Origin of the sequence: Streptomyces sp. NPDC005181, from assembly GCF_040608395.1 — a bacterium.
Lineage (GTDB): Bacteria > Actinomycetota > Actinomycetes > Streptomycetales > Streptomycetaceae > Streptomyces.
In genome coordinates, this window is record NZ_JBEXID010000102.1 from 1 (window position 1) to 20,786 (window position 20,786).

The following is a 20,786-nucleotide window of genomic DNA, read 5'->3' on the forward strand; positions in this document are numbered from 1 at the left end:
CCGGCCCACCCAGGAGAAGTTCCACTGCGTCTCGTGCGGCCACACCGCGCACGCGGACACGGTGGGAGCCGTGAACGTTCTACGGGCCGGGCTGGCCCATCGCGACGCCAACCAGGCATAGCGAGAAGCCCCCTCGTTTACCAGGGGGAGGAGTCACCTGCTCCTCAGCTCTCAGCTCTCGGCGCTCGGCTGCGGCGGAAATCCGGAAGTGAGTTGCTGCGCGAAGCAAGTAAATTCATATGATTCTCCAAGCAAGTAAATGGAAACCGGGTTGTGTGTCGCAGCGACGGATCAGTCCAGAACGACCGCGCTCGTGCGGTGTGTGTTCGCGTCCTGGATGCAGCCACGCAGACGCATCACGTCGTGCGGCGGCAGGGCGGGGCTGACGACACCGGCGAAGAGGTGGTCGCCCATCCGCTGGAGGCCTGCCTTGTCGTTCCGGGCGGCTGTGGAGCGGCGGCAGGTCTCCCAGAGGTCGTTGGCAGCGAGCTGAACGACTTCGGAGTCCTGCTCCTCGCGGGTCGTGACTTCGAAGACCAAGGTCGTACTCGACGCGTCGGGCGTGTGCTCGGGGCGGGTCTGGGTCGCGTCCGCGAGTGCGGACCACAGGACCAGGGTGAGGGGCAGACTCGCTGCGGCCACCGTCACGGTGAGTGCTTTGCGTGCCGGGCGGGCGGGGGCCACGGCCGGGCGCTCCTCCAACGAGACCGCTTCGTGGACCGGTGGTGCCGTCAGGGCCGTCAGGCGTGCGGCCAGGCGGCGTTCTGCGCCCGGCCGGGCGCTCGCGCCGGCGATCTTCTGGATGACCATCGCGATCGCGGAGAGGACCGCGCCCGCGACCATCAGCACGGGCACGAACACGAAGGTGCGTTGCGTGTCGTTCAGCGCATTCGGATCGGTGGAGGCGAGCCAGGCGAAGCGGTTTTGCGTGGGCGTCCTGGTCTGCTCCAGTCGGCTGCGCACATCCTCCGCGCGGGCCTCGGACTCGTCCAGCCGGTTCTCCAGCCGGGAGAAACGGGTGAGCAGCAGGACGGTGGCGAGGAGGACCTCGACGATGACGAGCAGGATCGCGGAGATCAGGGCCCGCTGCCATTCCCATCTGGTCAGGTAGAGCACCGTGTAGTAGCCGGCGTAGGCGGCGGACAGTCCGCCGACGGTGTAACCGGCAAGTCGGATGGTCGTCACGCTGCCGACTCCTTTCGTGCCTGAGCGGGGAGGGACGTGGCCTGGGGGAGGTCGCGCACGGTCACCGCGCCCGTCCCGCCGTCGACGGCCAGGGGTGTGCCGGTGGGGAAGCGCTCGGTCGCTCCCGGTACGCCGACCGCGGTGGGAATACGGTATTCGCGAGCGAGGAGAGCCAGGTGGGACAGGGGACTGCCGGTGTCCGCCACGAGCCCGGCCAGGTCCGGGAGCAGGGGAGCCAGTGCGGGATCCAGGAAGCGGACCACCAGCACCGGGCGGTCGGGGCGCTCACCGTGGCCGTCCCAGGCCGTGCCGGTGCCGAAGCCGCCGCCCGACCCCTGCCCCGGCGTACGGGGACCGGACTTGGGCTCGGCCACGGGAACGCCGGCCGCCAGACGGAACTCGTCCGGCAGCACACCGGCGTCCGTACGCGGCACCCGCTCGGCGAAGTCGGCCGGCAGCCCATCGCCCCGTGCCACCCGCACGAGTTCCTCCCACCGCAACAACACCAGGCGCGACAGGCCGAGTTCGCAGGCACCCACACCGAGCCGGCGCGCCAGTTCCCTCACCATCTGGGCCTGCATCTCCTGCACCCAGCGGACGCGCAGTCGCAGCCCCTCACGCACCGGCAGCGCTCCCACACCACGCGGCAACGCGGTGCGCCCGATCGGCGCCGGCAGGGGTGCGCGGTCGGCCAGCGTGGGCGGCAGCAGAGCCAGCAGAACAGGGCGGCGTTCCACCAGTTCCCCCTCCTCCAGTCCCCGGGCGCGGCCCTCGGCCAGCTCTGCAAGCGCCTCTCCCGCGGCCGTGGCGCCACGTCCCCCGTCGAGCAGCGCACCGGCGAGCGACTCCTGGGCATGCAGCGCCGACAGCACCTTGCGGCCCCAGCCGACCGCGTCCAGCAACTGCCCGCTGAGCATCTCCCGAGGCGGCGGGAATTCGGCCAGCGCGCGATCCACATCCGCCATCAGGTCGACCGCCAGCAGCGGCAGAGCCCTGCGCAGCCTGCCCACGCGCCATGCCGCCGCGGCACGGCGCGCCCCCGGCGCGGGATTGAGGCGATCGAGGAACGGATGGCGTGAGGGCGCCGCACCCAACAGCCGCAGATCGGCCACGGCACGACCCTGCACGGTAGTCACCACCGGCACCTTGCGCAGCCGGCGCCGGGATGCCGCTCCGGCAACGTCAAGAGCCACTGTCAGCCCGTGGGACATCGGCGTCACCCACAGATCCTCCTCCAGCGGCTGCAGAACGGAAGGGAGGGTTTCGGCGACCGGGCCGGGGCCCACCAGCCGTGCGCCGCGCGGCGGGCGCGTGGCCATGGCCGTGATGGGCCGAGCCTGGAAAAGCCACAGCCGCTCCTCGGCGTCGAAGCCGAACTCCATGTCCTGCGGGCTGCCGAAGACCCGCTCGGTCTTCTTGGCCAGCGCCACCAGACCCGCGGTCCGCCGGTGCGGGAGCAGCCGCTCGTCGCGGGCTTCGGCTGGTTCGGCCCGCACCAGCCGGCCCCGCCTGGTCAGCTGGTAGCGCACTCCTTGAGTGCTGCCGTCGACCAACTGGTCCGGACCGCCGCGTACCGCGCTGACCAGGATGCGGTCGAAACGCCCCTCGACCGGGTCGGCGCCGAACATCACGCCGCCCACGGCCGAGGTGAGCATGGGCTGGACCAGCACGGCCATCCCGTCGCCCGGCAGGGCATCCGGGGACTGCCGCAGGGGCCGCACCCGCCGGGCGGAACCGAGCACGGTGCGCACCGCCGCGGTGAACTCCTCCCAGCCCCGCACGTCCAGCACCGACTCGAAGCGCCCCGCCATCGACGAGTACTCGGTGTCCTCGTACACGGAGGAGGAACGCACGACGACCCCACGCGCGGAACCCTGTGCGCCGGCCAGCGCCCGCCAGGCGCCGCGCACCGCTTTCTGCCCGGTGGGGGCCTCGGGCGCCCGCTCCGAGGGCACCAGTACGAAGCCGGGCAGCACGGGCAGCCCCGCCACTGCGGCACGGGCCAGGTGCGCGGCCTTGGCGCCGGTGAGGTTCGGGTCCTGGGCCTCAGGGGCGCCCAGCGGTATGACCGCCAGTTCGAAATCGTCGATTGACATGGCTCACTACTCCTGTGAATGCGTGAAAGCGTGTACCGGCCCTTGACCGGCGGAGGCCCCCTCGGCCTCGCCGTACGCCACGACCCTGGAGGTCGGCGTGACGCGGCGGCGTCTGCGACGTCTCCGGAGCCTTGCGACGCCGTAGGCCGCCACGGTCACGGTGGCGAGCACGGCGATGCCGATCGGCCCGGCCGAGTGCAGGAACTCGATGGCGGCCGCCCCGGCGAAGTAGCCGAGCAGCACATTGCCGATGCCCCAGACCAGCGACGCGGCGGTGCTGTAGACGAAGAAGCGGCGGTACGGCATGCCCGACATGCCGGCGACGTAGGGAAGGAAGGTCCGCACGAAACCGATGAACCGGCCGGTGAACACCGCCGCGCCACCGTGACGCACCAGGAAGGCCTGTGCCCGTTCGTGCGGGTGATGGCGGCCGGCCCTGCGTGAGCGCCGTCTGCCGGGATGACGCGCGCACCGACGGCCCAGCGCATAGCCGAGGTTGTCGCCGGTGATTCCTCCGGTCACGACGGCGGCGGCCAGGATCAGGACGTTGAGGTCGCCTCGGCCCGCGATGGCGGACGCGAGGAGGATGACGGACTCCCCGGGGACCAGCAGCCCGATGAAGGCGCTGGTCTCACTGGCTGTCGCGGCGAACACGACAGCGTAGGACCACCATCCGGCCGCCTCGATGAAACCATCGATGTGCAAGGTCGTCAGCCCGTCTTCCGCAGCGGTACGGAGACGGCGGCCGGCCGTTGCCGTGTCGCCCCGTCACGAGGCCGGAACGGCACGACCCGGCCTTCGGGGTCCCAGGCGTCCGGGGTCCCGCGACTGCGTGTCCCGGGCCGCTGGACACGTCCTGCCACGTACCACGCCACGAGAGGCACACCCGCAGCCCACGCCGCGCCGTGCATCTGGTGGTCGGCGGTCAGCACGGACGTCGCCACCGTGGACAGAGCCACCACCATCACGGCGATGCCCGCCCGCACGGCCGACAGGGCGGCGGCCAATGCCAGCCCCATCAGCAGGTACCAACCCGCGAGGGCTCCGGGCAGCTCCACGTAGTCACGGACGACAGACCCCTCGGGCGTCGGCAGCCCGCGCACGGACACGGTTTCGGCGAAGACGAGGCCGGCCGTGATGGACAGCAGCAACGCGATGGCCGCGCGTGCGTAGACCGCGGTATGCCGGTGGGCCAGCCAGAGCAGGGTCAGTGCCATCAGGGCCAAGGGGGCGATGGCGTGGATCTGTGAGAAGGAGTGCGCCGACTCCAGCAGGCCGAGGTGGTTTCGGTCGCCGGGGAAAAGCGCGATGAGGGCCGCGTAAAGGAGGGCGAGCGCCGCCACTCCCGTGCCTGCATGATGCAACGTCCGCTTCACGGCGACCGACCGCGTCAGGGGGGCGCGCATCGCGGACTTCAACGGTTCCGCCCGAGCTCAACAGCGGTGCGGTGGTTGCCAGTTCGGCTGCGATCGGCGCCGGGGGTGAGGCGCTGCGGCACCAGGAGTCGCCCGCTGTCCGTGACCGCCGACGCCCCGCTGACGGGCTGCATGGGTGAACCTGTGCGGCGGGAGAGCGGCCCGATTCCTTGTGAGCGATCTGTTTGGCCGGTCGAGTGGCGCGATGCGAAGGCGATGGCCGTCGCGGTCGCGGTCGCGGTGCCAGTTCCCATGGTGAACACCTCGGCTAGTTGGGGTAGTTGATGGGTCAACCGTATGGATAAAAAAATTGCTACGTCAAGCAAATATTTAGTTTTGATCGTCTTCGCGTAGATGGTCCGGCCGGCAGTGACCGGCGCCGCTGCCTGGTTGTGGGCGCACTGAGGGGGCACTGCGTTGACGCAGCCCCGACGAGGCCGCACTGGCACCGCGTTCTTCGGAAAGGGGCGGCGCCAAAGCCTGCTGCGACGGAACGCCTAGCGTCCGACCGACCACCGGAGCAGCGGGCAGAGTGTGCGCAGCGCTCAGGTCGCAGCGTTTTGCAGGGCGGCGGCGAGCTTCTTGAGATCCAGGCCGGACAGATGGTCGAGGAAGTGGCGGCACATGGCGACCGGATCCGTCGGCCAGGCTCCTTCAGGCGGGCGAGGCCTGCCTCGGTGAGGACGGTGTACCGGCTGCGGCCGTCCTGGTTGCACCGCACCCGATTGATGAACCCCTGGCTCGCCGGCCGGTGCCCGATACGGGTCATGTCGCCCATGCGCAGTTGACGGTCCGGTGCCTCGGACATGTGCATCAGGACCAGGTACTGCATTGCGGACAGCCGAATCTCTTTGCACAACGCACTTCGCGCGGGCTTCCGGCCCCTTCGCTAGTCGCTGTCCCGGCACCGCGGCGACCTGCCCGCCCGCATCCGGCGACGAAGTCCCAGCCCGCCGCCGGGCGGGCCCGAGCGGTGTGCCCGGCGACGGTCGTCGCATCAGGTCACGGGGTGTCGGTGCTGCTCTTGTCGGCCTGGTCGAAGAACTTCATGGCCATGAAGCCGTGGGCGTAGCCGCCGCCTGCGCGCAGGGCGGCGGCGATCATGACGGTCTCTGCCAGTTCCTGCTGGGTTGCGCCGGCGGAGTGTGCGGCCTTGGTGTGGGCCTCGATGCAGTACGCGCACTGGGTGGTCAGTGCCACGGCCACGGCCATGAGTTCGGTGTACTTGGGCGAGATGACCTTGTCGCTGCCGCGCAGTACCTGGTTGTCGAAGGCCATGAATGCCTTGAAGGCCTCGGGGGCGCCGGCGCGGATGTGTTTGGCGTACTGGTGGTCGGTGTGTTCGTGGTAGGCCACGGTGTGCTCCTGTGCGGTCGGCCGAGGTTGTGCGGGATGCAGTGGCGTCCCGCGGCCGGTTCGGTATGTGCGGAAAAGAAGGGGGGAGTGGGGGCCGGTCAGTAGATGTTGCGTCCGGCCCTGACGCCGCCGTCGACGTCCCAGGTGGCGCCGGTGACCCAGTCGGTCTGGTCGGACAGGAGGAAGGCGACGGTGGGAGCGATGTCGTCGGGGGTTCCGACGCGGCCGAGGGGGTGGAAGGTGTTGAGCGCGTCGAGCGCGGAGTCGATTTCATCCTTGGGGATGAACGCCTCGTAGATCGGGGTGCGGACCACGGCGGGGGCCACGGTGTTGACCCGGATGCCGTACGGGGCCAGTTCCATGGCCAGGTGCTGGGTGAGGGAGTGCAGGCCGGCCTTGGCGACCGAGTATGCCGAGGACGGGGTGGCGGCCATGGCCTGGTGCGCGAGCATGCCTCCGATGTTGACGATGGCTCCCTTGCTGCCGCGGGCGATGATGTTGCCGGCGACGGTCTGGGTCACGAAGTAGAAGGCGCGGGTGATGGCCTGGTAGCGGTCGTAGTCTTCCTGGGTGTGCTCCAGGAAGGGCTTCGGCTCGAAGACGCCGGCGGAGTTGACGAGGAGGGTGGCGTCGGCGTGCTCCTCGGTCAGGGTGTCGCGCAGGCGGTCCACCGCGGCGCGGTCGAACAGGTCGGCGGCCAGGCCGACGGCGTTGCCGGACCCGGCGAGCTCAGCCACCGCCTCCGTAGCACTCTTCTCGGACCGGCCGGTGACGACGGCGCTGCCGCCGCCCTCGAGGACACGGCGGGCGACGGCCAGCCCCATACCGCTGGTGCCGCCGATCACGACGACCTTCTGCCCGGTGAAATCGAGGGTGTTACTGGGCATGATGTGTGCTCCTTGGTGCGCGTTCTGTGCGCGGTTATAGGGATGTGCGAAACTCCACATATCGGACATTGGTAGTCAGGGTGAGTGCCGGATGAACCTCAGGGGGTTGGCTCGGGGCGACGGCCCGGGGTCTCGCGTCTGACCGGTTCCCGAATGTCCGGGGAACGCCTCAGACTGTAGGGCGCTCCACACGGCTCCGGTAGAGGATCGGGGCGAATGTGGGCATAACGGGCGGCTATGGCCAGGAGGAGAGAGTCGTGAACATCGAGGCGTTGCGCTATGCCCAGGCCGTCTCCCGGACGAAGTCGTTCAGTGCCGCCGCTCGGGCTTACGGGGTGACGCAACCGGCCCTGTCGAGCGGCGTCGCGCGGCTGGAGGAGGAGCTCGGCGTGAAGCTCTTCGACCGCTCACCGCGCGGGGTGAGGCCCACCGAGCACGGCGCACGGATCCTGCCCCTGATCGACCATGTCCTCGGTTCCCTCGACACGCTTGCCGCCGAGGCCCAGCGGCTGGCCAGTCCGGTCACCGAAACGATCCGCGTGGGTGTGTCACCCCTGATCGGGGCTGAACTCGTCGCCCGGGCGTTCCGGGCCGCCCGCACCCTGAAGCGTCCACGCGACCTTGTCCTGCGGGAGGCGGACCTCGAACCCCTGAGCGCCGACCTGCAGGCGGGCCGGCTGGACATCGTGCTCGTCCCCGCCGTGCCCGGCATGCCCACCCTGCGGCACCGTGTCATCGCCCGTGAACCGGTGGTCGTGATCGACCCCGACGCCTCCGGGGGCGACAGCCCGGTCGAACTCAAGGCCGTAGTGGACGCCGCCTACATCCTCGGCCCCCCAACCTGCGGACTGACCACCTTCACCACCGAACTCTTCCGCAGCCACGACGTGGCGCTGCGTACGTACCCTGGCGAGGCCGCGAGCTTCCGGGCGGTGGACGAGTGGGCGGCGATGGGCCTGGGCGCAGCACTCCTGCCTCGCTCCAAGATCACACACGAGCACACGAGCTGCCGCCCCCTCCTCCAGGCTGGGGTACCCGTCGAGATCGCCTACGAGGCCGTCTGGGACTGCGACACGCCACTCGGAGCCGACCTGGAGGAATTGGTCACGGCGCTCACCGTGACCGGAGAGGCCCCACTGGTCGGACGCGACACGGCATCCCGAGGGGCGGGAGATTAGCCAGGTGCGGCCGCCGGACTCGCGTGCATATGGGATGAACGACGGGAGAAAACGATCTCTGGCTGTGCTGCGAACCGCTGGCCTACCCACGATAGGTTTCCAGCAGCCGTAGCCAGACCTCGCTGATCGTGGGGAAGGCGGGGACGGCGTGCCAGAGTCGTTCGACCGGCGCCTCGGTGGTCACCGCGATGGTTGCTGAGTGCAACAGTTCTGCGACGCCTGGGCCGACGAAGGTGACCCCGGCCACGGTGCCGCGGTCGGTGTCGACCAGCATGCGAGCCTTGCCGCGGTACCCCTTCGCGTACTGGAACGCGCCGGCGACGCCGCCGATGTCGTAGTCGACCACCTTGACCCGGCGCCCGGTGCGCTCCGCTTCCCGCGTGGTCAGGCCGACGGCGGCGACCTCGGGGTCGGTGAAGATCACTTGCGGTACGGCTTCGCTGTCGGCGGTCGCGACGTGTGCCCCCCATTTGCTGTCGTCCACCGGTTCACCGTGGGCGCGGGCTCCGATCGCGGCGCCCGCGATCCGAGCCTGATACTTGCCCTGGTGCGTCAGCAGGGCGCGGTGGTTGACATCACCGACGGCGTAGAGCCATCCGTCCGTGACGGCGCTGACCCGGCACGTGTCGTCGACGGTCAGCCAGTCGCCGGGAGCGAGATCGATGGTCTCCAGGCCGATGTCGACGGTGCGCGGGGCCCTGCCGGTCGCGAACAGAATCTCGTCGGCGGTCAGCTGCCCGCCGTCCGCCAGGGTGATGCGTGCCTCCCCGTCGGCTCCTCCCTCTCGTGTCACGGACGTGACGGAGGTTCCGAATCGCAGGTCGACGCCCGCGTCACGCAATGCGTCCGCGACCATCTCGCCGGCGAACGGCTCCATGCGGGGAATCAGCCCGCTGCCTCGGACCAGCATGGTCACCTGGGCGCCGAGCGCACGCCAGGCGGTGGCCATTTCGACGGCCACCACTCCGCCGCCGACCACGACGAGACGACCGGGCACACGGTCGGCGCTGGTCACCTCACGGTTGGTCCAGGGACGAACGTCGTCCAAATGGGGGAGGTCCGGCATCGCCGGGCCAGTGCCAGTGCAGACAGCGACCGCGTGGCGGGCACTGAGCCGCACGGTCTCGCCGTCGGGGGTGGTCACCACGACCTGGCGGGGGCCGTCGAGGCGGCCGTGGCCACGTACGAGGTCGACAGAGACCGACTCCAGCCAGGCGACCTGGTCGTCGTCCTGCCAGTGCTGGACGATGTCGTCGCGGTGTGCCAGGACGGCCTCCACGTCCAGGGGTCTGTCCACCGCCCGCCTCAGTCCCGGCACGCGGAGGGCGTCGGCGCGTGCCAGCACCGGCCGCAGCAGCGCCTTGCTGGGCTCGCACGCCCAGAACGAACACTCGCCGCCGAGCAGCTCGCTCTCCACGATGACGGTACTGAGCCCCGCAGCACGGGTCCGGTCGGCCACGTTCTCGCCCACGGGGCCCGCACCGATGACGACGACGTCGTAGGTGCGGTGGGTGTCGTTCACAGCTGTTTCCTGCGTCTTTCTCGGGTTTCGCGGGCTTGGATTCTGAGGGGAGGGCGCGCGCGGTTATCCAGGCCCACCTCCCCGCGGCCCGCGGTGCTCGGCCTTTCCGGCTGGCCTGGGAGCTGCGGCTTCACCGGATGACTGCAGTTCGATAGGGCAGATGGCCTGAAGCGCCAAGCCGTTGCCGTCGTCGCTGAAGGTGACCGCATGGCGAACTCCGCGCGGGTGGTTTCGAAGTCGGAGCACCATTCACCTTCATGGATTCGGGTTCCGCAACCCGATCTGTCCCAGTTGAGCAAGTGCCGGCCCGGCACTTGATTCGCCACCCGTCAAATAGGTGACGGTGATGTCAGCGCCGATTTGCCACGCCCAAAGCGAAGCTGAAGGTGGCGAAGTATTACCGCTGCTGCCCTCCCGTTTCGCTCAGGTGGCTGAGCTGGGCTGGCCTCGTCCAGGTGCACTTGTCGCCGGCCTCGGATCGGCGCCGCCGCAGCTGGCGGGCGTAGGCCGGGTCGAACTTCGTGCACCACTGCCGGAGCGTCTAGTTCGAGACGATCACCCGCGGGCGAGCATCAGCTCTCGACCTCGCAGAAGACCTGAGGATCGTCCCAGGTACTCGGCTCACCAACCAAGTTGACAGTGCCCACGGGAACCCGCTGTACCACTTCTGAGGACGCAACCCGCCTCGGTATAGCAGCCCGAGTAATGCCCGGCGTGAGCGGAAGGACGGGGCCGTTCCTTCAGAATGCGCACGAGCCACGCTGGAGGCACGCTGGAAGGGCGCGTTCAGGGCGCCTTCTGAGGCCTCCTTGCCAGTGGTGATGCCTAATTTTGGGCATCCTGCAGCCTCGTTGGCTGTGGCGCGTCGACGGGGGACGTCATCGCCATCTATTTGACAGGTGACGAATCGAGTGCCCCTCCACCTGCGATAACACACGCGGAGCCCGAAGCCATGAAGGGGAGTGAAAAGATGGATCTGAAGCTCGAAGTCATCGTGCTGCCCGTCTCCGACGTCGATCGGGCCAAGAGTTTCTACGAGGCGGTGGGATTCCGCCTGGACGTCGACAACACGTTCAGCGACGACTACCGATTGGTGCACTTCACGCCGCCCGGCTCCGAGTGCTCGATCATCTTCGGCAAGGGAATGATCTCCGCCGCCCCCGGCTCGACCCAGGGCCTGTACCTCATCGTCTCGGACGTCGAGCAGGCCCGCGCGGAGCTCGTCGGCCGCGGCATCAAGGTGAGCGAGGTGTTCCACGACGCCGGAGGGCTTCTCCACCACGGCCACGAGGCCGGAGACGCCGTCCACCGCGGCGCAGGCCAGGAGCGGATTTCCGGCCCACACCCCGACCGCACCTCCTATGCCTCCTACGCCACCTTCAGCGACCCGGACGGCAACGGCTGGGTACTTCAGGAGATCACGGAACGCCAGCCTGGCCGGTGACACTACGCCATCGCGGTGCCCGCGGACAGCTCGTTCCTGTGGGCCGGAGCGGGAGCGGAGTTCGTGGCCTACTTCATAGGGCGTCAGCTATGCGGCATCCTGTGTCTTCTGCTGCAGCTGGCGGACGACGGCACGTCGGCCTCGGCCGGCCTCGATCAGGCCGTCCTTCTTCAGCTGCGTGAAGGCGCGGTGCGCGGTGCCGAACCGCGCTGGGCCAAGGCCGCGACCAGGAGGATGAGCGTCTCCCCGGGCAGGAGCAGGCCGATGAACGCGCTGGTCTCTCCGACCACGACGGCGAAGACCGCGACGTATGACCCTGTGCCCGCGGCATCGATGAGGTGATGGGGATCATGGTGGTCAGCCCCTTTGCCCCGTCAGCACGAAGACCGAAGGCGCTGGATGGTTGGTGTCCCGCGTCGTGGTCCGTTGCTGGCGCCGGGCCCGGTTCTGGAGGCGCCCCATCGCGTACCAGCCGAGCTCCGCAAGGACCACGCCGGCGAGGGCATCGAGTACGTAGTGATTGGCGGTCAGGACGACCGTGGCGTCCATGGACATGGTGAGCGCCACAGCCAGGACGCGGAGCCAGATCTTTCTGGTGGCGGCGAGGATGGCCAGCGTCATGAGCAGGTTCCAGCCGACGTGGAGGCTGGGCATCGCCGCGTACTGGTTGGTGAAGGCGGAGGGCTGCAGCACCCGGTAGGCGCTGGACTGTTCGGTGACGGTGTCGGTCATACCCAGGGCCGCCAGCCGGGGCGGGGCCACCGGGAACGCGGCGAACGCGATGAGACCGGCCGACCCGGAGAGCAGCATCGCGCCGGCTGCCCTCGAAAACAGCGCCGGGTGCCGGGACAGCAGCCAGATCAGGATGAGAGCGATGACCGGCCAGTGGCCGTAGATGTAGATCCAGTTGAGAAGACGGGTGATGGCCTGGTCGTTGACCACCAGACTCTGCAACTGGGGCTCCCAGTCGAGGTGCAGGACCCGCTCGGCCGCCTCGACGTGCGCGGCGTTGCGCAGCGCCTTTGCCTGGGAGCTGTCGGTCAGTCCCCGGACGCCGAAGTAGCCGATGACGGCCGCCAAGACGATGCCGATCCGGGGGGCGATACGAAGGGCGATCCGGGATGAGGCAGCGGTCGGCCGCGAGACACGCGGTGAACGACCTGACAAAGCCTTGGACACCATGTAGCGGGCGCGGTGGGCGCAGAGCGCGACGATGTTCATCGCGCGCCCTCGAAACAGCTGCGGCCGCCTTGGACGCTCGGGTGCGGCGCGGGGCGGGACTTTCTCCGGTCGGGGCTCGGCCTTTTGGCCGGGAGGGTGAGGCGGGTGCGCGCCGTGTGGCGGATGCGATCGAGTTCCTCGAACTGTTGCCCGGTCCACTCGTCGGCGAAGGGCTGGCTGAGGGTACGGATGTGCGGTGCCGCGGCCCGGTGGAAGGACGGCAGACCGTCATCGGTCAGCAGCTGGCACCGCTTGGTCCTCGTATGTATGACGCAAAGCGGCGCGCCGAGCTGCTCGCTGGTCATGCGTCGCGATGCGGCGGCACCAGGCGCCGTCGCGGCTGGGGTTCCCATGTTCGCCTCACTTGATTGATGGTTCGATTTCCGCATCAACATTGTTGATGCATCAAGCACTCTGAGCCCCTGCCTCCGCCGTCTCGCTGCGACGGGACGACGGTGCGGGTCTCACACCCGCACTCGGACGAACAGCGCCTCACGCGCAAACCGACTCTCCGACAGAGCTGTTGACCGTGCGGTCGAGGAGACCGCGCTGGCGTGCGGTGCTGGTGAGCAGCGAATGCAGACGTCGTCGCGCATGGTGCAACCGGGATTTCGCGGTGCTCGGGGGGATGCGGAGGATCTCCGCGATCTCCATGTGGGAGAAGTCTTCAATGTCAGCCAGGTGTACAACAATCGCGAGCGCCCGCGGGAGTTGCTGAAGCGCGGCCTTCACCTCGTGGTCTGGCAGCCGGCCCAAGGCCTGCGCCTCGGCGGTCTGGGGAACATGCAACGTCGGGCGTTTTTCTCCCGACAGCCGGCGGAGGGGTCGTCCCATTGGAGAGCCTGAGCGCGACGGGCACTGCCGCTCGCCACAGGCGTCGAGCGCCGTGTCGGCCAGGAGCCGGAAGAGCCAGAACTTAAGGCTTGTGCTCCGGGCGAACGACCCGAAAGCGTCGAAAGCCCTCAGGTAGGTCTTCTGAATCAGCTCCTCGGCGTCGCCGCGGTCGCGGGTCATCTGTAGCGCGGCTGCGTACAACCGGTCGATGAACGGCAAGGCCTCGCGCTCGAATAGCACGACGAGTTCGGCTGGATCCGGTGCAGCGGTGTGAGGGCTGTTCGGAGTGCCGGCGTTCAGCGGAGCGGCGATCTCGTTGTCGGTGCCATCGGCGGTAGGGATGCGTCGATTCTGATGCAGCAAGATTTCTCCTTGGATGTGACGGCTGCTCACACCGCGCTTCTCTCCCACATGCGGTTCCGGGGAGGGGCGCCGGGCCGGGACGGTACTCGGCTCACTTCTGCTTTTCTGGGCCATCAACTGCAGGGCGGCGATGCTGCCCTTGTCCGGGAAACCGGAGATCCGGCAGACGTTCACCCGCTGCTCGCCCACGGTGCCGGCCGTTGGAGAGAAACACGCCGCGCTCGATCGCGCAGCCCAGCATGGCGGTGGAGTAGACCTGGCTGAGTCGAAACTCTCCGTCGTAGCCGTCGTCGTTCCGGTCGAAGTCGGGGCGGCCGGTTTCTGCAGGCGCGGCCAGGACGGCTTTTTCGATCCGGGACTCGTCGGTGACGTCGGCGACTAGCTGGTGGGCGGAGCCGCCGGCGTCTTCGATCGGTCGGACGGTTCCCTCCAGGGTCTTGGCTGTGCGGTTGCCGACAACCACCAGGGGGCCCTCAGCGGCCAGGGCGAGGGTGGACGCCCGCCCGATGCTGCTGCCGCCTCCGGTGACGAGGGCTGTCTTGTCTGCAATTTGCTGGGCCATTTCCTTGTGCTTTCTTTTCAGTCTTTGGCGTGCGGGGTGGTGGGTCGGGGCGGTGCGGCCCGGGCTGATCTCCTAGAAGGCGTGAGCGCCGAAGCGGCCCCAGGCGACGAACAGTGACGTTCATCAGGAACCCCCGCTAGAGGATTTGAACCTTCAAGTGGAAACTACGGGCTTGTCGCTTGAAACGTCAAGTCCTTCAACTTGAAGATTCAAGCCGAAGGAGCGCCTCTTTGACTTGACGCGTCAAGCTATGGTGGTAGGCATGGACACACACGAGCCCCACTGGTTGACCGACGAGGAGCGGCAGGCCTGGTTGGCGCTGTTCAGCACGCTGATCCGGCTGCCAGCGGCACTGGACGCCCAGCTCCAGCGGGACGCGAGCATCAGCCACTTCGAGTATCACGTGCTGGCCGGGCTGTCCGAGGGTGGTCCCGAGCGCGCCCTGCGGATGAGCACGCTCGCCGTGCTCGCCGCAGGCTCGCTGTCGCGGCTGTCACACGTGGTCACGCGACTGGAGAAGCAGGGCTGGGTGCGCCGCACGCCCGATCCGACGGACGGCCGCTACACCCTCGCGATCCTCACGGACGCCGGCCTCGACAAGGTCGTGGCCACAGCTCCCAGGCATGTCGAGGAGGTCAGGCATCTGGTGTTCGACCCGCTCACCAAGGCCCAGGTCAAGCAGCTGCGCGAGATCGGCGGCCGTATCAACCGCGCGATCGGCCCCGACGGCCTGTACCCCGGTCAACTGCCAAACTGACGTCACACCACCTGCACTGCCGACACCACCCTTCCGGACTGCGACCCCACTCACCGGCGTCGGCGACTGGGGTCGCGACTCCGCCCGGTACTGACTTCGACGTATTAGTACTGCAACGGTCTTTGTCGTGACGGGTGGGCAAGTTCTGGTGGGGCCGATGCAAGAACCTCTCGTGCAGCTCTGCCAGGCCAGACGGCCACCGGCTCGCATCAGCTGGCATCACATCCCACCCCATAACCAGCACAACGCGCCAGCTGCCATCCGGTCTGTCGAGAACGAGGCCGGTCCCGGCGAGGAATCCGCTGAGGATACGGTGCCTGTACTGCAGCGCCTTGAAGTCGCCTGCGCAGCACCAGAAGGTGCGCCAGACGGCGCTTTGCACGCCGTGCCGCTGCGCGTCGGCGAGGGTGATGACGCTATATCGACGTGACTCATCACAGTTATGCCACGCGGTGACTCCACCCAGGCCGGCCCCGACCACGGTCGCCCAGCTCTTGAAGGAGAACAACCGCGTGACCATGCTCGCAGAACGAGTCGACGGCGTCATCAATGTCGACACCCACCGGGACACCCTCGCCGCAGCCGCTGTCAGCCCCATCGGTGCCGTAACCGCCACCACCGATGCCCCCGCCAAGCCCGGGGATACCGGTGCCTGCTGGACTTCGCCCGCCAGCACATCCCGGGACGCCGATGCTGGGCCCTGGAAGACGTTGCCGGTTCCGCTCCGAGGCCGCCTGCGCGTCCTTCGCCGGCGTCTCCCCAATCCTGGCCTCTTCCGGGCTCACGAACCGCCATCGGATCAACCGCAGCGGTGACCGGCAGCTGAACCGGGCCCTGCACACCATCACGCTTATCCGCATGCCGCTGAACCCCGCTACGAAGACGTACGTCGCCCGCAGGATCAGCGAGGGCAAGACTTCCCGTGACGCACAGCGCTGCCTGAAACGAGCCGTCTGCCGTCAGCTGTTCTAGATCCTCGAATGCTCAGTTCGAAACCCAATCGGCATCCCGACGATCTCCTTCAAACAGCTTGACGCGATATAGCAGCCTCGGGGCTCGCCGCGCGGGCCGATCGGACCTGGACGGGCCGTAGTTTCCGGGGCCGGCCTTGGGCTCGTCGGATGGTCTCGTGCTATGCCTGCTCCGTGACGACGGTGGCCCCGGCGGGGTGCACGGTCCGTAGCCACCCTTCCGGCGCGGCGGCCCGACCGTCGTGTATGGAACTCAGGGCGTCGCGCAGGGCAAGTGTCACCGCTCCCGCCGCTCCGGTGCCCACCTGCCAGGTCTGGTCACCGTCGCGTACGGAGCCGACGGGTGTGACGACCGCCGCCGTTCCGCAGGCGAAGGTTTCGGTGATCGTCCCTTCCAGGCACTCGACTCTCCACTGGTCGACCGATATCGACTCCTCGCGTACCTGGTAGCCGAGTGTCGGAGCCAGCTGCATGAGTGAATTCCGGGTGACGCCGGGAAGCAGGGTGCCGGTGTGCGGCGGTGTGATCAAGTGTGCCCCTGGTCCGCTGCCGCGGACGAAGAAGAGGTTCATGCCTCCCAGTTCCTCGACCCACTGGCGTTCCGCGGGGTCGAGCCAGACGACCTGATGGCAGCCGGCCTGCTGGGCCTTTTCCTGTGCCAGGTACGAGGGAGCGTAGTTGCCGGCGAATTTCACACCGCCGGTGCCGCCGGGTGCGGCGCGCGGGTATTCCCTGTTGACCCAGACGGTGACTGGTGACGGCTTGTCGGAGAAGAAGCCACCGGTCACGAAGGCGATGAGCACGAAGGTGTATTGCCGCGCTGGCCGCAGGGCCAGGTTGGCCTCGCTGGCGTACAGCAGCGGGCGCAGGTACAGACTGAGGCCGGGGTCAGCTGGCAGACACTCCTGATCGGCGGCCACCAGCAGGTCGATTGCTGTGAGGAACAGATCCTCGGGCAGTGGAGGCATCGCAAGCCGATGTGCCGACCGGTTTAGGCGGGCTGCGTGGTCCGTCGGTCGGAAGACCTCGGTGACACCGTGCTCCCTGCGGTAGGCCTTCAGCCCTTCGAAGACCACCTGGCCGTAGTGCAGCCCGACCATGGCCGGTGACATGGGGAGGTCGGCGAAGGGACGAACCTGAAGCGGTGCCCATCCGCTCTCCGCGGTCCAGTCGGCGGTGACCATGTGAGGCGTGAATAGTTCACCGAACGGCGCACGCACCGGCGAATTCTCTTGGGAGACGGATCGGTTCATTGTCAGTCAGTTCCTTAGACAAGGGGGGTGTAGAAGAATGTTTCTCGGAGAGAGAACGTGCCACGGGGGGTCGTGGTGAAGAAATCGGCGAATCGGATGGTGACCATGTCACCGTTGCGGAGTATGCCCTCGAAGGTGCCGTGGACAGCCACTTCAGGACCCTCCGAGATAATTCTCGAAACGACGTGCCAACCGCTTTCTATGACGCGTTCCTCGCGGTAGAAGTGCTCAAGTGCCGCGTGGCCGGCAAGCGTTTCGTAGCCGGGGCGGTGGTATTCCGCGTCCGGCTCGAAAAGGCTGATCAGAGCACCGATGTCACCTTCGTCCACCAGGTTGTAGTAGCGCCGGACAGCGCTGGTCGGACTGTTGCGATCAGCGTGGTTGTCCATTGGCGCGTGCGTGCGTTGAGACATGGCTACCTCGGAGCGTGATGGATTGAGAGCGTGCCGCGGTGCTGAATGCGGGCCCATGCCGGCCCAGTTCGCACCAGACGATGAAAGGTCTTGGACGATCCGGGTGTTGGGGCGCACGCAGTCTGCTCCATGCACTTCGAGTTAGGCAAGGATCACCGGCTGGCTCTCGAATGCCTGGAGGAGAATTATGAGCTAAGGACAGATGACGGCCTGCTTATTGTGTCGATGTGGCCGTCCATGCCCGAGCCGTGCGGTCTGTCGCTTGTTGATGAACTGTCTATTGGGCTTCTATGCACTGTGTATGGCAAAGCGAGTATGTTCTCAAGGTCTTGAGCTGGCTCTATCCAGCGGACAGCGGGATCAGTCGGCAACGCGAATGACAAGGACGCGACCTTGTCGATGCTGCTGCGGTGGCCCGCACTCCGCCGCGCGCGACGCACCCCAACCGTGGTGCTTCAAAGTCGAGAACAGCTCCCGACGAGTACCTCTCACACCTACAGTCGAACGGAGAGTGCCGAAGTGAAGCAGTCGGGACTCGAAGCAGTCCTGCCGCTTTCTCCTTTGCAGGAGGGCATGTTGTTCCATGCCCTCTACGACCAGGAGGCGGTGGACGTCTACACCACCCAGCTGGCTGTCGACATCGAGGGCAGGCTGCGGGTGGACCTCCTCCAGGAGGCGGGACGGGCGCTTCTGCGGCGGCATGCCAGTCTGCGGGCCGGCTTCTTGCAGCGACGGTCTGGGGAGGCAGTGCAGATCATCGCCAGGGAAGTCGGGCTTCCCTGGGCCGAGGTGGATCTCAGCGGCATGGCACCGCAGGCACAGCGGGACGAACTGGACCGGCTGGTGGCCGAGGACCTGGTACAGCGCTTCGACATGACCGCCCCGCCGCTTGTGCGCTTCACCCTCTTTCGGTTGGCCGACGAGCACCACGTCTTGCTGTTTACCAACCATCACATCCTGCTGGATGGTTGGTCGTTGCCCCTGGTTCTTGGTGATCTCATCGAGCTGTACAGCCGGGGCGGCGACGACTCCGGGCTGCCGCCGGTCATACCCTTCCAAAACTACCTGGAGTGGCTGGCCGCGCAGAACCGGGAGGGGACGGAGGCGGTGTGGCGTGACGTCCTGAGCGGCGTGGAGGAGCCGACCCTGGTGACTCAGACGCATGTCGCCGACCGGTCGACGGAACCGCCGGAGAAGTTCGTGCTCACCCTGTCGGTCGAGCTCTCCTCAGCGCTAGCGGCGGCGGCCCGGAAGCTGGACCTGACGTTGAACACCGTTGTACAGGGTGTCTGGGCAGTCTTTCTGAGCCGGATGACCGGCCGGAGCGATGTGCTGTTCGGGACGACGGTGTCCGGCCGGCCTCCGGAACTTTTGGGGGTGGAGGACATGGTGGGGATGCTTATGACCTCCGTCCCGGTCCGGGTCCGGCTGGACCCTGACCAGTCGCTGGCCTCTGTGTTCGCACGTCTCCAGGACGAGCAGAGCACGCTGGTGAGCCATCAGCATCTGGGACTCGCGGAGATTCAGCGACTCGTCGGAATTGGCCAACTGTTCGACACGGCGACCGTCTTCGAGAACGCGCCCATGGACATGGACGTGCTGCGTGAACCGGTTGCCGGTCTGCGGTTTGCCTTCGTGGAGGGCGTGGACAAGGCAGGCGGGATGCACTATCCCCTCAGTCTGGTGGCCATTCCGGGGACGCAGCTGCGACTGGAAGTGAACTACCAGTCCTGGGCGTTCAGCGCGGGGAAGGCAGCCCAGATCGCCAATCGCCTCCAGCGCGTGGTGGAAGCGTTCGTGCGGGATCCGCATCAGCCGGCCGGACGGCTCGATCTGCACAGTTCGGCCGAGCGAACGGGCCTGGTGACGGAATGGAATAAGACGACACAGCCGGTGGTTGAGGGAACACTGGCGGAGTTGTTCGCGGAGCAGGTGGCACTTGCCCCCGGGGCCACGGCTGTGGTCGGTGACGACGAGGAACTGACGTACGCCGAGTTGGACGCGCGGGCGGACCAGCTGGCCAGGGTGCTCCTCGCCCGGGGTGTCCGGCGCGGGGACCGGGTGGCGTTGCTCCAGGAACGGTCGGTCGGCCTGGTGGTGTCGATTCTGGCAGTCCTGAAAGCGGGTGCGGCGTACGTGCCGCTGGACGCGCGCTCTCCCAGTGGCCGACTCCGCTCGATCATCGAGGACACGGCGGCTTCCCTGCTATTGACCGACCAGGCCTCGCGAGACCTGCTGGCCGGCCATCACATCCAGGTAGTCGTGATGGATGACGACTTGCCGGCAGCCGAGCCGTCGGCGCCACGGCTCACCCTTACGGGGCATGGGGACCAACTGGCCTACGTGATGTTCACCTCCGGGTCGACGGGTACCCCGAAAGGCATAGCCACCACTCAGCGGGATATCGCGAGTTTGGCGTTGGATCGCCGGTGGCGATCGGGTGATCACGCGCGCGTACTGCTCCATTCGCCTCAGGCGTTCGATGCGTCGACCTACGAGTTGTGGGTTCCGCTGCTGTCCGGTGGCGCGGTGGTGATCGCGCCTCCTGGTGAGTTGGATGCGGACACGCTGCGGGAGCTGGTCGTGCGGCACGGGGTGACTGCGCTGTGGCTGACCGCCGGGCTGTTCCGGTTGTGGGCGGGGGAGTCTCCTGAGTGTTTTGCCGGGGTGCGTGAGGTGTGGACGGGCGGGGACGTGGTGCCGGCCGCGATGGTGCGGCGGGTGCTGGACGCCTGTCCGGGAGTGACTGTCATCAATGGGTATGGCCCGACGGAGACCACGGTCTTCGCCACCTGCCGTCCCTCGCGTGCCGCCGACGAGGTACCGGAGCTGCTGCCGATCGGCCGTCCGATGGACAACATGCGGGTGTATGTGCTGGACGGTGGTCTGCTGCCGGTGCCGGTGGGGGTGGCCGGTGAGCTGTACATTGCCGGCGAGGGGCTGGCGCGGGGGTATCTGAATCGGCCGGGTCTGACGGCGGAGCGTTTTGTGGCCGAACCGTTCGGCGCGTGTGGGTCTCGTATGTATCGCACGGGTGATGTGGTGCGGTGGACGCCTGAGGGCGAGTTGGTGTTCGTCGGGCGGGCCGATGATCAGGTCAAGCTTCGTGGTTTTCGGATCGAGCTCGGCGAGATCGAGGCGGTGCTGGCCCGGCATCCGGACATCGCCCAGGTCGCGGTGATCGTGCGGGAGCATCAGCCGGGCGACAAGCGCCTGGTCGCCTACGTCGTGCCTGCCACCGGGACGAGCGGCTTCGATACCTCCGTGCTGCCCAAGCACGTCGCCGCGGAGCTGCCGGACTACATGGTGCCGGCCGCCTTCGTCCCCCT

Annotated in this window: 19 protein-coding genes and 1 pseudogene; 7 read left to right on the plus strand and 13 right to left on the minus strand. The window is 67.8% G+C overall.

Annotation, left to right across the window (positions count from 1 at the left end):
• A partial coding sequence (locus tag ABZV38_RS34705) for a zinc ribbon domain-containing protein (protein ID WP_356332454.1) occupies positions 1–121 on the plus strand: 121 nt, incomplete at its 5' end.
• Between the two features lie 170 nt (positions 122–291).
• Here ABZV38_RS34705 and ABZV38_RS34710 read toward each other — a convergent pair.
• The 6 genes from ABZV38_RS34710 to ABZV38_RS34735 all read right to left on the minus strand — a co-directional run bounded on the left by ABZV38_RS34710 (position 292) and on the right by ABZV38_RS34735 (position 6,939).
• The gene (locus ABZV38_RS34710; protein ID WP_356332436.1) at positions 292–1,185 is read right to left on the minus strand and encodes a hypothetical protein; all 894 of its coding nucleotides are present in this window, start codon (positions 1,183–1,185) and stop codon (positions 292–294) included.
• A complete protein-coding gene (locus tag ABZV38_RS34715) occupies positions 1,182–3,281 on the minus strand; it encodes a PEP/pyruvate-binding domain-containing protein (RefSeq protein WP_356332437.1) in 2,100 nt (699 codons plus the stop codon). The genes ABZV38_RS34710 and ABZV38_RS34715 overlap by 4 nt, the downstream gene beginning before the upstream one ends.
• A 6-nt stretch (positions 3,282–3,287) precedes the next feature.
• Entirely contained in the window at positions 3,288–3,986 is a 699-nt protein-coding gene (locus ABZV38_RS34720; protein WP_356332438.1) for a DedA family protein, read from the minus strand.
• Between the two features lie 5 nt (positions 3,987–3,991).
• Complete coding sequence (locus ABZV38_RS34725) at positions 3,992–4,687, minus strand: hypothetical protein (RefSeq protein WP_356332439.1); 696 nt, start codon at positions 4,685–4,687, stop codon at positions 3,992–3,994.
• 1,011 nt (positions 4,688–5,698) lie between these two features.
• On the minus strand, positions 5,699–6,052 hold the full coding sequence (locus ABZV38_RS34730) for a carboxymuconolactone decarboxylase family protein (protein WP_356332440.1): 354 nt from the start codon (positions 6,050–6,052) through the stop codon (positions 5,699–5,701).
• 98 nt (positions 6,053–6,150) lie between these two features.
• Positions 6,151–6,939, minus strand: coding sequence for an SDR family oxidoreductase (locus tag ABZV38_RS34735; protein ID WP_356332441.1), 789 nt, complete (start codon positions 6,937–6,939; stop codon positions 6,151–6,153).
• Between the two features lie 257 nt (positions 6,940–7,196).
• Between ABZV38_RS34735 and ABZV38_RS34740 the strand changes: the two genes are divergently transcribed.
• On the plus strand, positions 7,197–8,117 hold the full coding sequence (locus ABZV38_RS34740) for a LysR family transcriptional regulator (RefSeq protein ID WP_356332442.1): 921 nt from the start codon (positions 7,197–7,199) through the stop codon (positions 8,115–8,117).
• 82 nt (positions 8,118–8,199) lie between these two features.
• Here ABZV38_RS34740 and ABZV38_RS34745 read toward each other — a convergent pair whose 3' ends face one another.
• The gene (locus ABZV38_RS34745) at positions 8,200–9,639 is read right to left on the minus strand and encodes an NAD(P)/FAD-dependent oxidoreductase (protein ID WP_356332443.1); all 1,440 of its coding nucleotides are present in this window, start codon (positions 9,637–9,639) and stop codon (positions 8,200–8,202) included.
• 970 nt (positions 9,640–10,609) lie between these two features.
• On the opposite strand from ABZV38_RS34745, the gene ABZV38_RS34750 reads away from it, so the two are divergent.
• Positions 10,610–11,083 (plus strand): VOC family protein, encoded by a 474-nt coding sequence (locus ABZV38_RS34750; protein ID WP_356332444.1) that lies wholly within the window; start codon positions 10,610–10,612, stop codon positions 11,081–11,083.
• Between the two features lie 15 nt (positions 11,084–11,098).
• Positions 11,099–11,425 (plus strand): hypothetical protein, encoded by a 327-nt coding sequence (locus tag ABZV38_RS34755; protein ID WP_356332445.1) that lies wholly within the window; start codon positions 11,099–11,101, stop codon positions 11,423–11,425.
• A 15-nt stretch (positions 11,426–11,440) separates the two neighbouring features.
• Here the strand turns inward: ABZV38_RS34755 and ABZV38_RS34760 are convergent, their stop codons facing one another.
• The 4 genes from ABZV38_RS34760 to ABZV38_RS34775 form a co-directional block, all read right to left on the minus strand.
• A complete protein-coding gene (locus ABZV38_RS34760) occupies positions 11,441–12,304 on the minus strand; it encodes a phosphatase PAP2 family protein (protein WP_356332446.1) in 864 nt (287 codons plus the stop codon).
• Positions 12,301–12,609, minus strand: coding sequence for a hypothetical protein (locus ABZV38_RS34765; RefSeq protein WP_356332447.1), 309 nt, complete (start codon positions 12,607–12,609; stop codon positions 12,301–12,303). Before ABZV38_RS34765 ends, ABZV38_RS34760 begins: the two co-directional genes overlap by 4 nt.
• 187 nt (positions 12,610–12,796) lie before the next feature.
• Positions 12,797–13,501: a sigma-70 family RNA polymerase sigma factor gene (locus ABZV38_RS34770; RefSeq protein WP_356332448.1), complete on the minus strand. Its 705-nt coding sequence runs from the start codon at positions 13,499–13,501 to the stop codon at positions 12,797–12,799.
• A gap of 91 nt (positions 13,502–13,592) precedes the next feature.
• Entirely contained in the window at positions 13,593–14,063 is a 471-nt protein-coding gene (locus ABZV38_RS34775) for an SDR family NAD(P)-dependent oxidoreductase (protein WP_356332449.1), read from the minus strand.
• Positions 14,064–14,325: 262 nt separating this feature from the next.
• Between ABZV38_RS34775 and ABZV38_RS34780 the strand changes: the two genes are divergently transcribed.
• Positions 14,326–14,820: a MarR family transcriptional regulator gene (locus ABZV38_RS34780; protein WP_356332450.1), complete on the plus strand. Its 495-nt coding sequence runs from the start codon at positions 14,326–14,328 to the stop codon at positions 14,818–14,820.
• Positions 14,821–15,510: 690 nt separating this feature from the next.
• A pseudogene (locus ABZV38_RS34785) lies at positions 15,511–15,651 on the plus strand (transposase); the annotation flags it as partial.
• Positions 15,652–15,952: 301 nt separating this feature from the next.
• On the opposite strand, the gene ABZV38_RS34790 reads toward ABZV38_RS34785, so the two are convergent.
• Both ABZV38_RS34790 and ABZV38_RS34795 read right to left on the minus strand, forming a co-directional pair.
• A complete protein-coding gene (locus ABZV38_RS34790; RefSeq protein ID WP_356332451.1) occupies positions 15,953–16,975 on the minus strand; it encodes a branched-chain amino acid aminotransferase in 1,023 nt (340 codons plus the stop codon).
• Positions 16,976–17,058: 83 nt separating this feature from the next.
• Positions 17,059–17,574, minus strand: coding sequence for a nuclear transport factor 2 family protein (locus ABZV38_RS34795; protein ID WP_356332452.1), 516 nt, complete (start codon positions 17,572–17,574; stop codon positions 17,059–17,061).
• Between the two features lie 402 nt (positions 17,575–17,976).
• On the opposite strand from ABZV38_RS34795, the gene ABZV38_RS34800 reads away from it, so the two are divergent.
• A partial coding sequence (locus ABZV38_RS34800) for an amino acid adenylation domain-containing protein (RefSeq protein ID WP_356332453.1) occupies positions 17,977–20,786 on the plus strand: 2,810 nt, incomplete at its 3' end.

Excerpts from the sequence above, each read along its gene's own strand:
- ABZV38_RS34725 (WP_356332439.1), bottom strand. The coding sequence starts at position 4,687 with ATGCGCGCCCCCCTGACGCGGTCGGTCGCCGTGAAGCGGACGTTGCAT.
- ABZV38_RS34780 (WP_356332450.1), top strand. The coding sequence starts at position 14,326 with ATGGACACACACGAGCCCCACTGGTTGACCGACGAGGAGCGGCAGGCC.
- ABZV38_RS34790 (WP_356332451.1), bottom strand. The coding sequence starts at position 16,975 with ATGGTCACCGCCGACTGGACCGCGGAGAGCGGATGGGCACCGCTTCAG.
- ABZV38_RS34760 (WP_356332446.1), bottom strand. The coding sequence starts at position 12,304 with ATGAACATCGTCGCGCTCTGCGCCCACCGCGCCCGCTACATGGTGTCC.
- ABZV38_RS34735 (WP_356332441.1), bottom strand. The coding sequence starts at position 6,939 with ATGCCCAGTAACACCCTCGATTTCACCGGGCAGAAGGTCGTCGTGATC.
- ABZV38_RS34765 (WP_356332447.1), bottom strand. The coding sequence starts at position 12,609 with ATGACCAGCGAGCAGCTCGGCGCGCCGCTTTGCGTCATACATACGAGG.
- ABZV38_RS34750 (WP_356332444.1), top strand. The coding sequence starts at position 10,610 with ATGGATCTGAAGCTCGAAGTCATCGTGCTGCCCGTCTCCGACGTCGAT.
- ABZV38_RS34775 (WP_356332449.1), bottom strand. The coding sequence starts at position 14,063 with ATGGCCCAGCAAATTGCAGACAAGACAGCCCTCGTCACCGGAGGCGGC.
- ABZV38_RS34715 (WP_356332437.1), bottom strand. The coding sequence starts at position 3,281 with ATGTCAATCGACGATTTCGAACTGGCGGTCATACCGCTGGGCGCCCCT.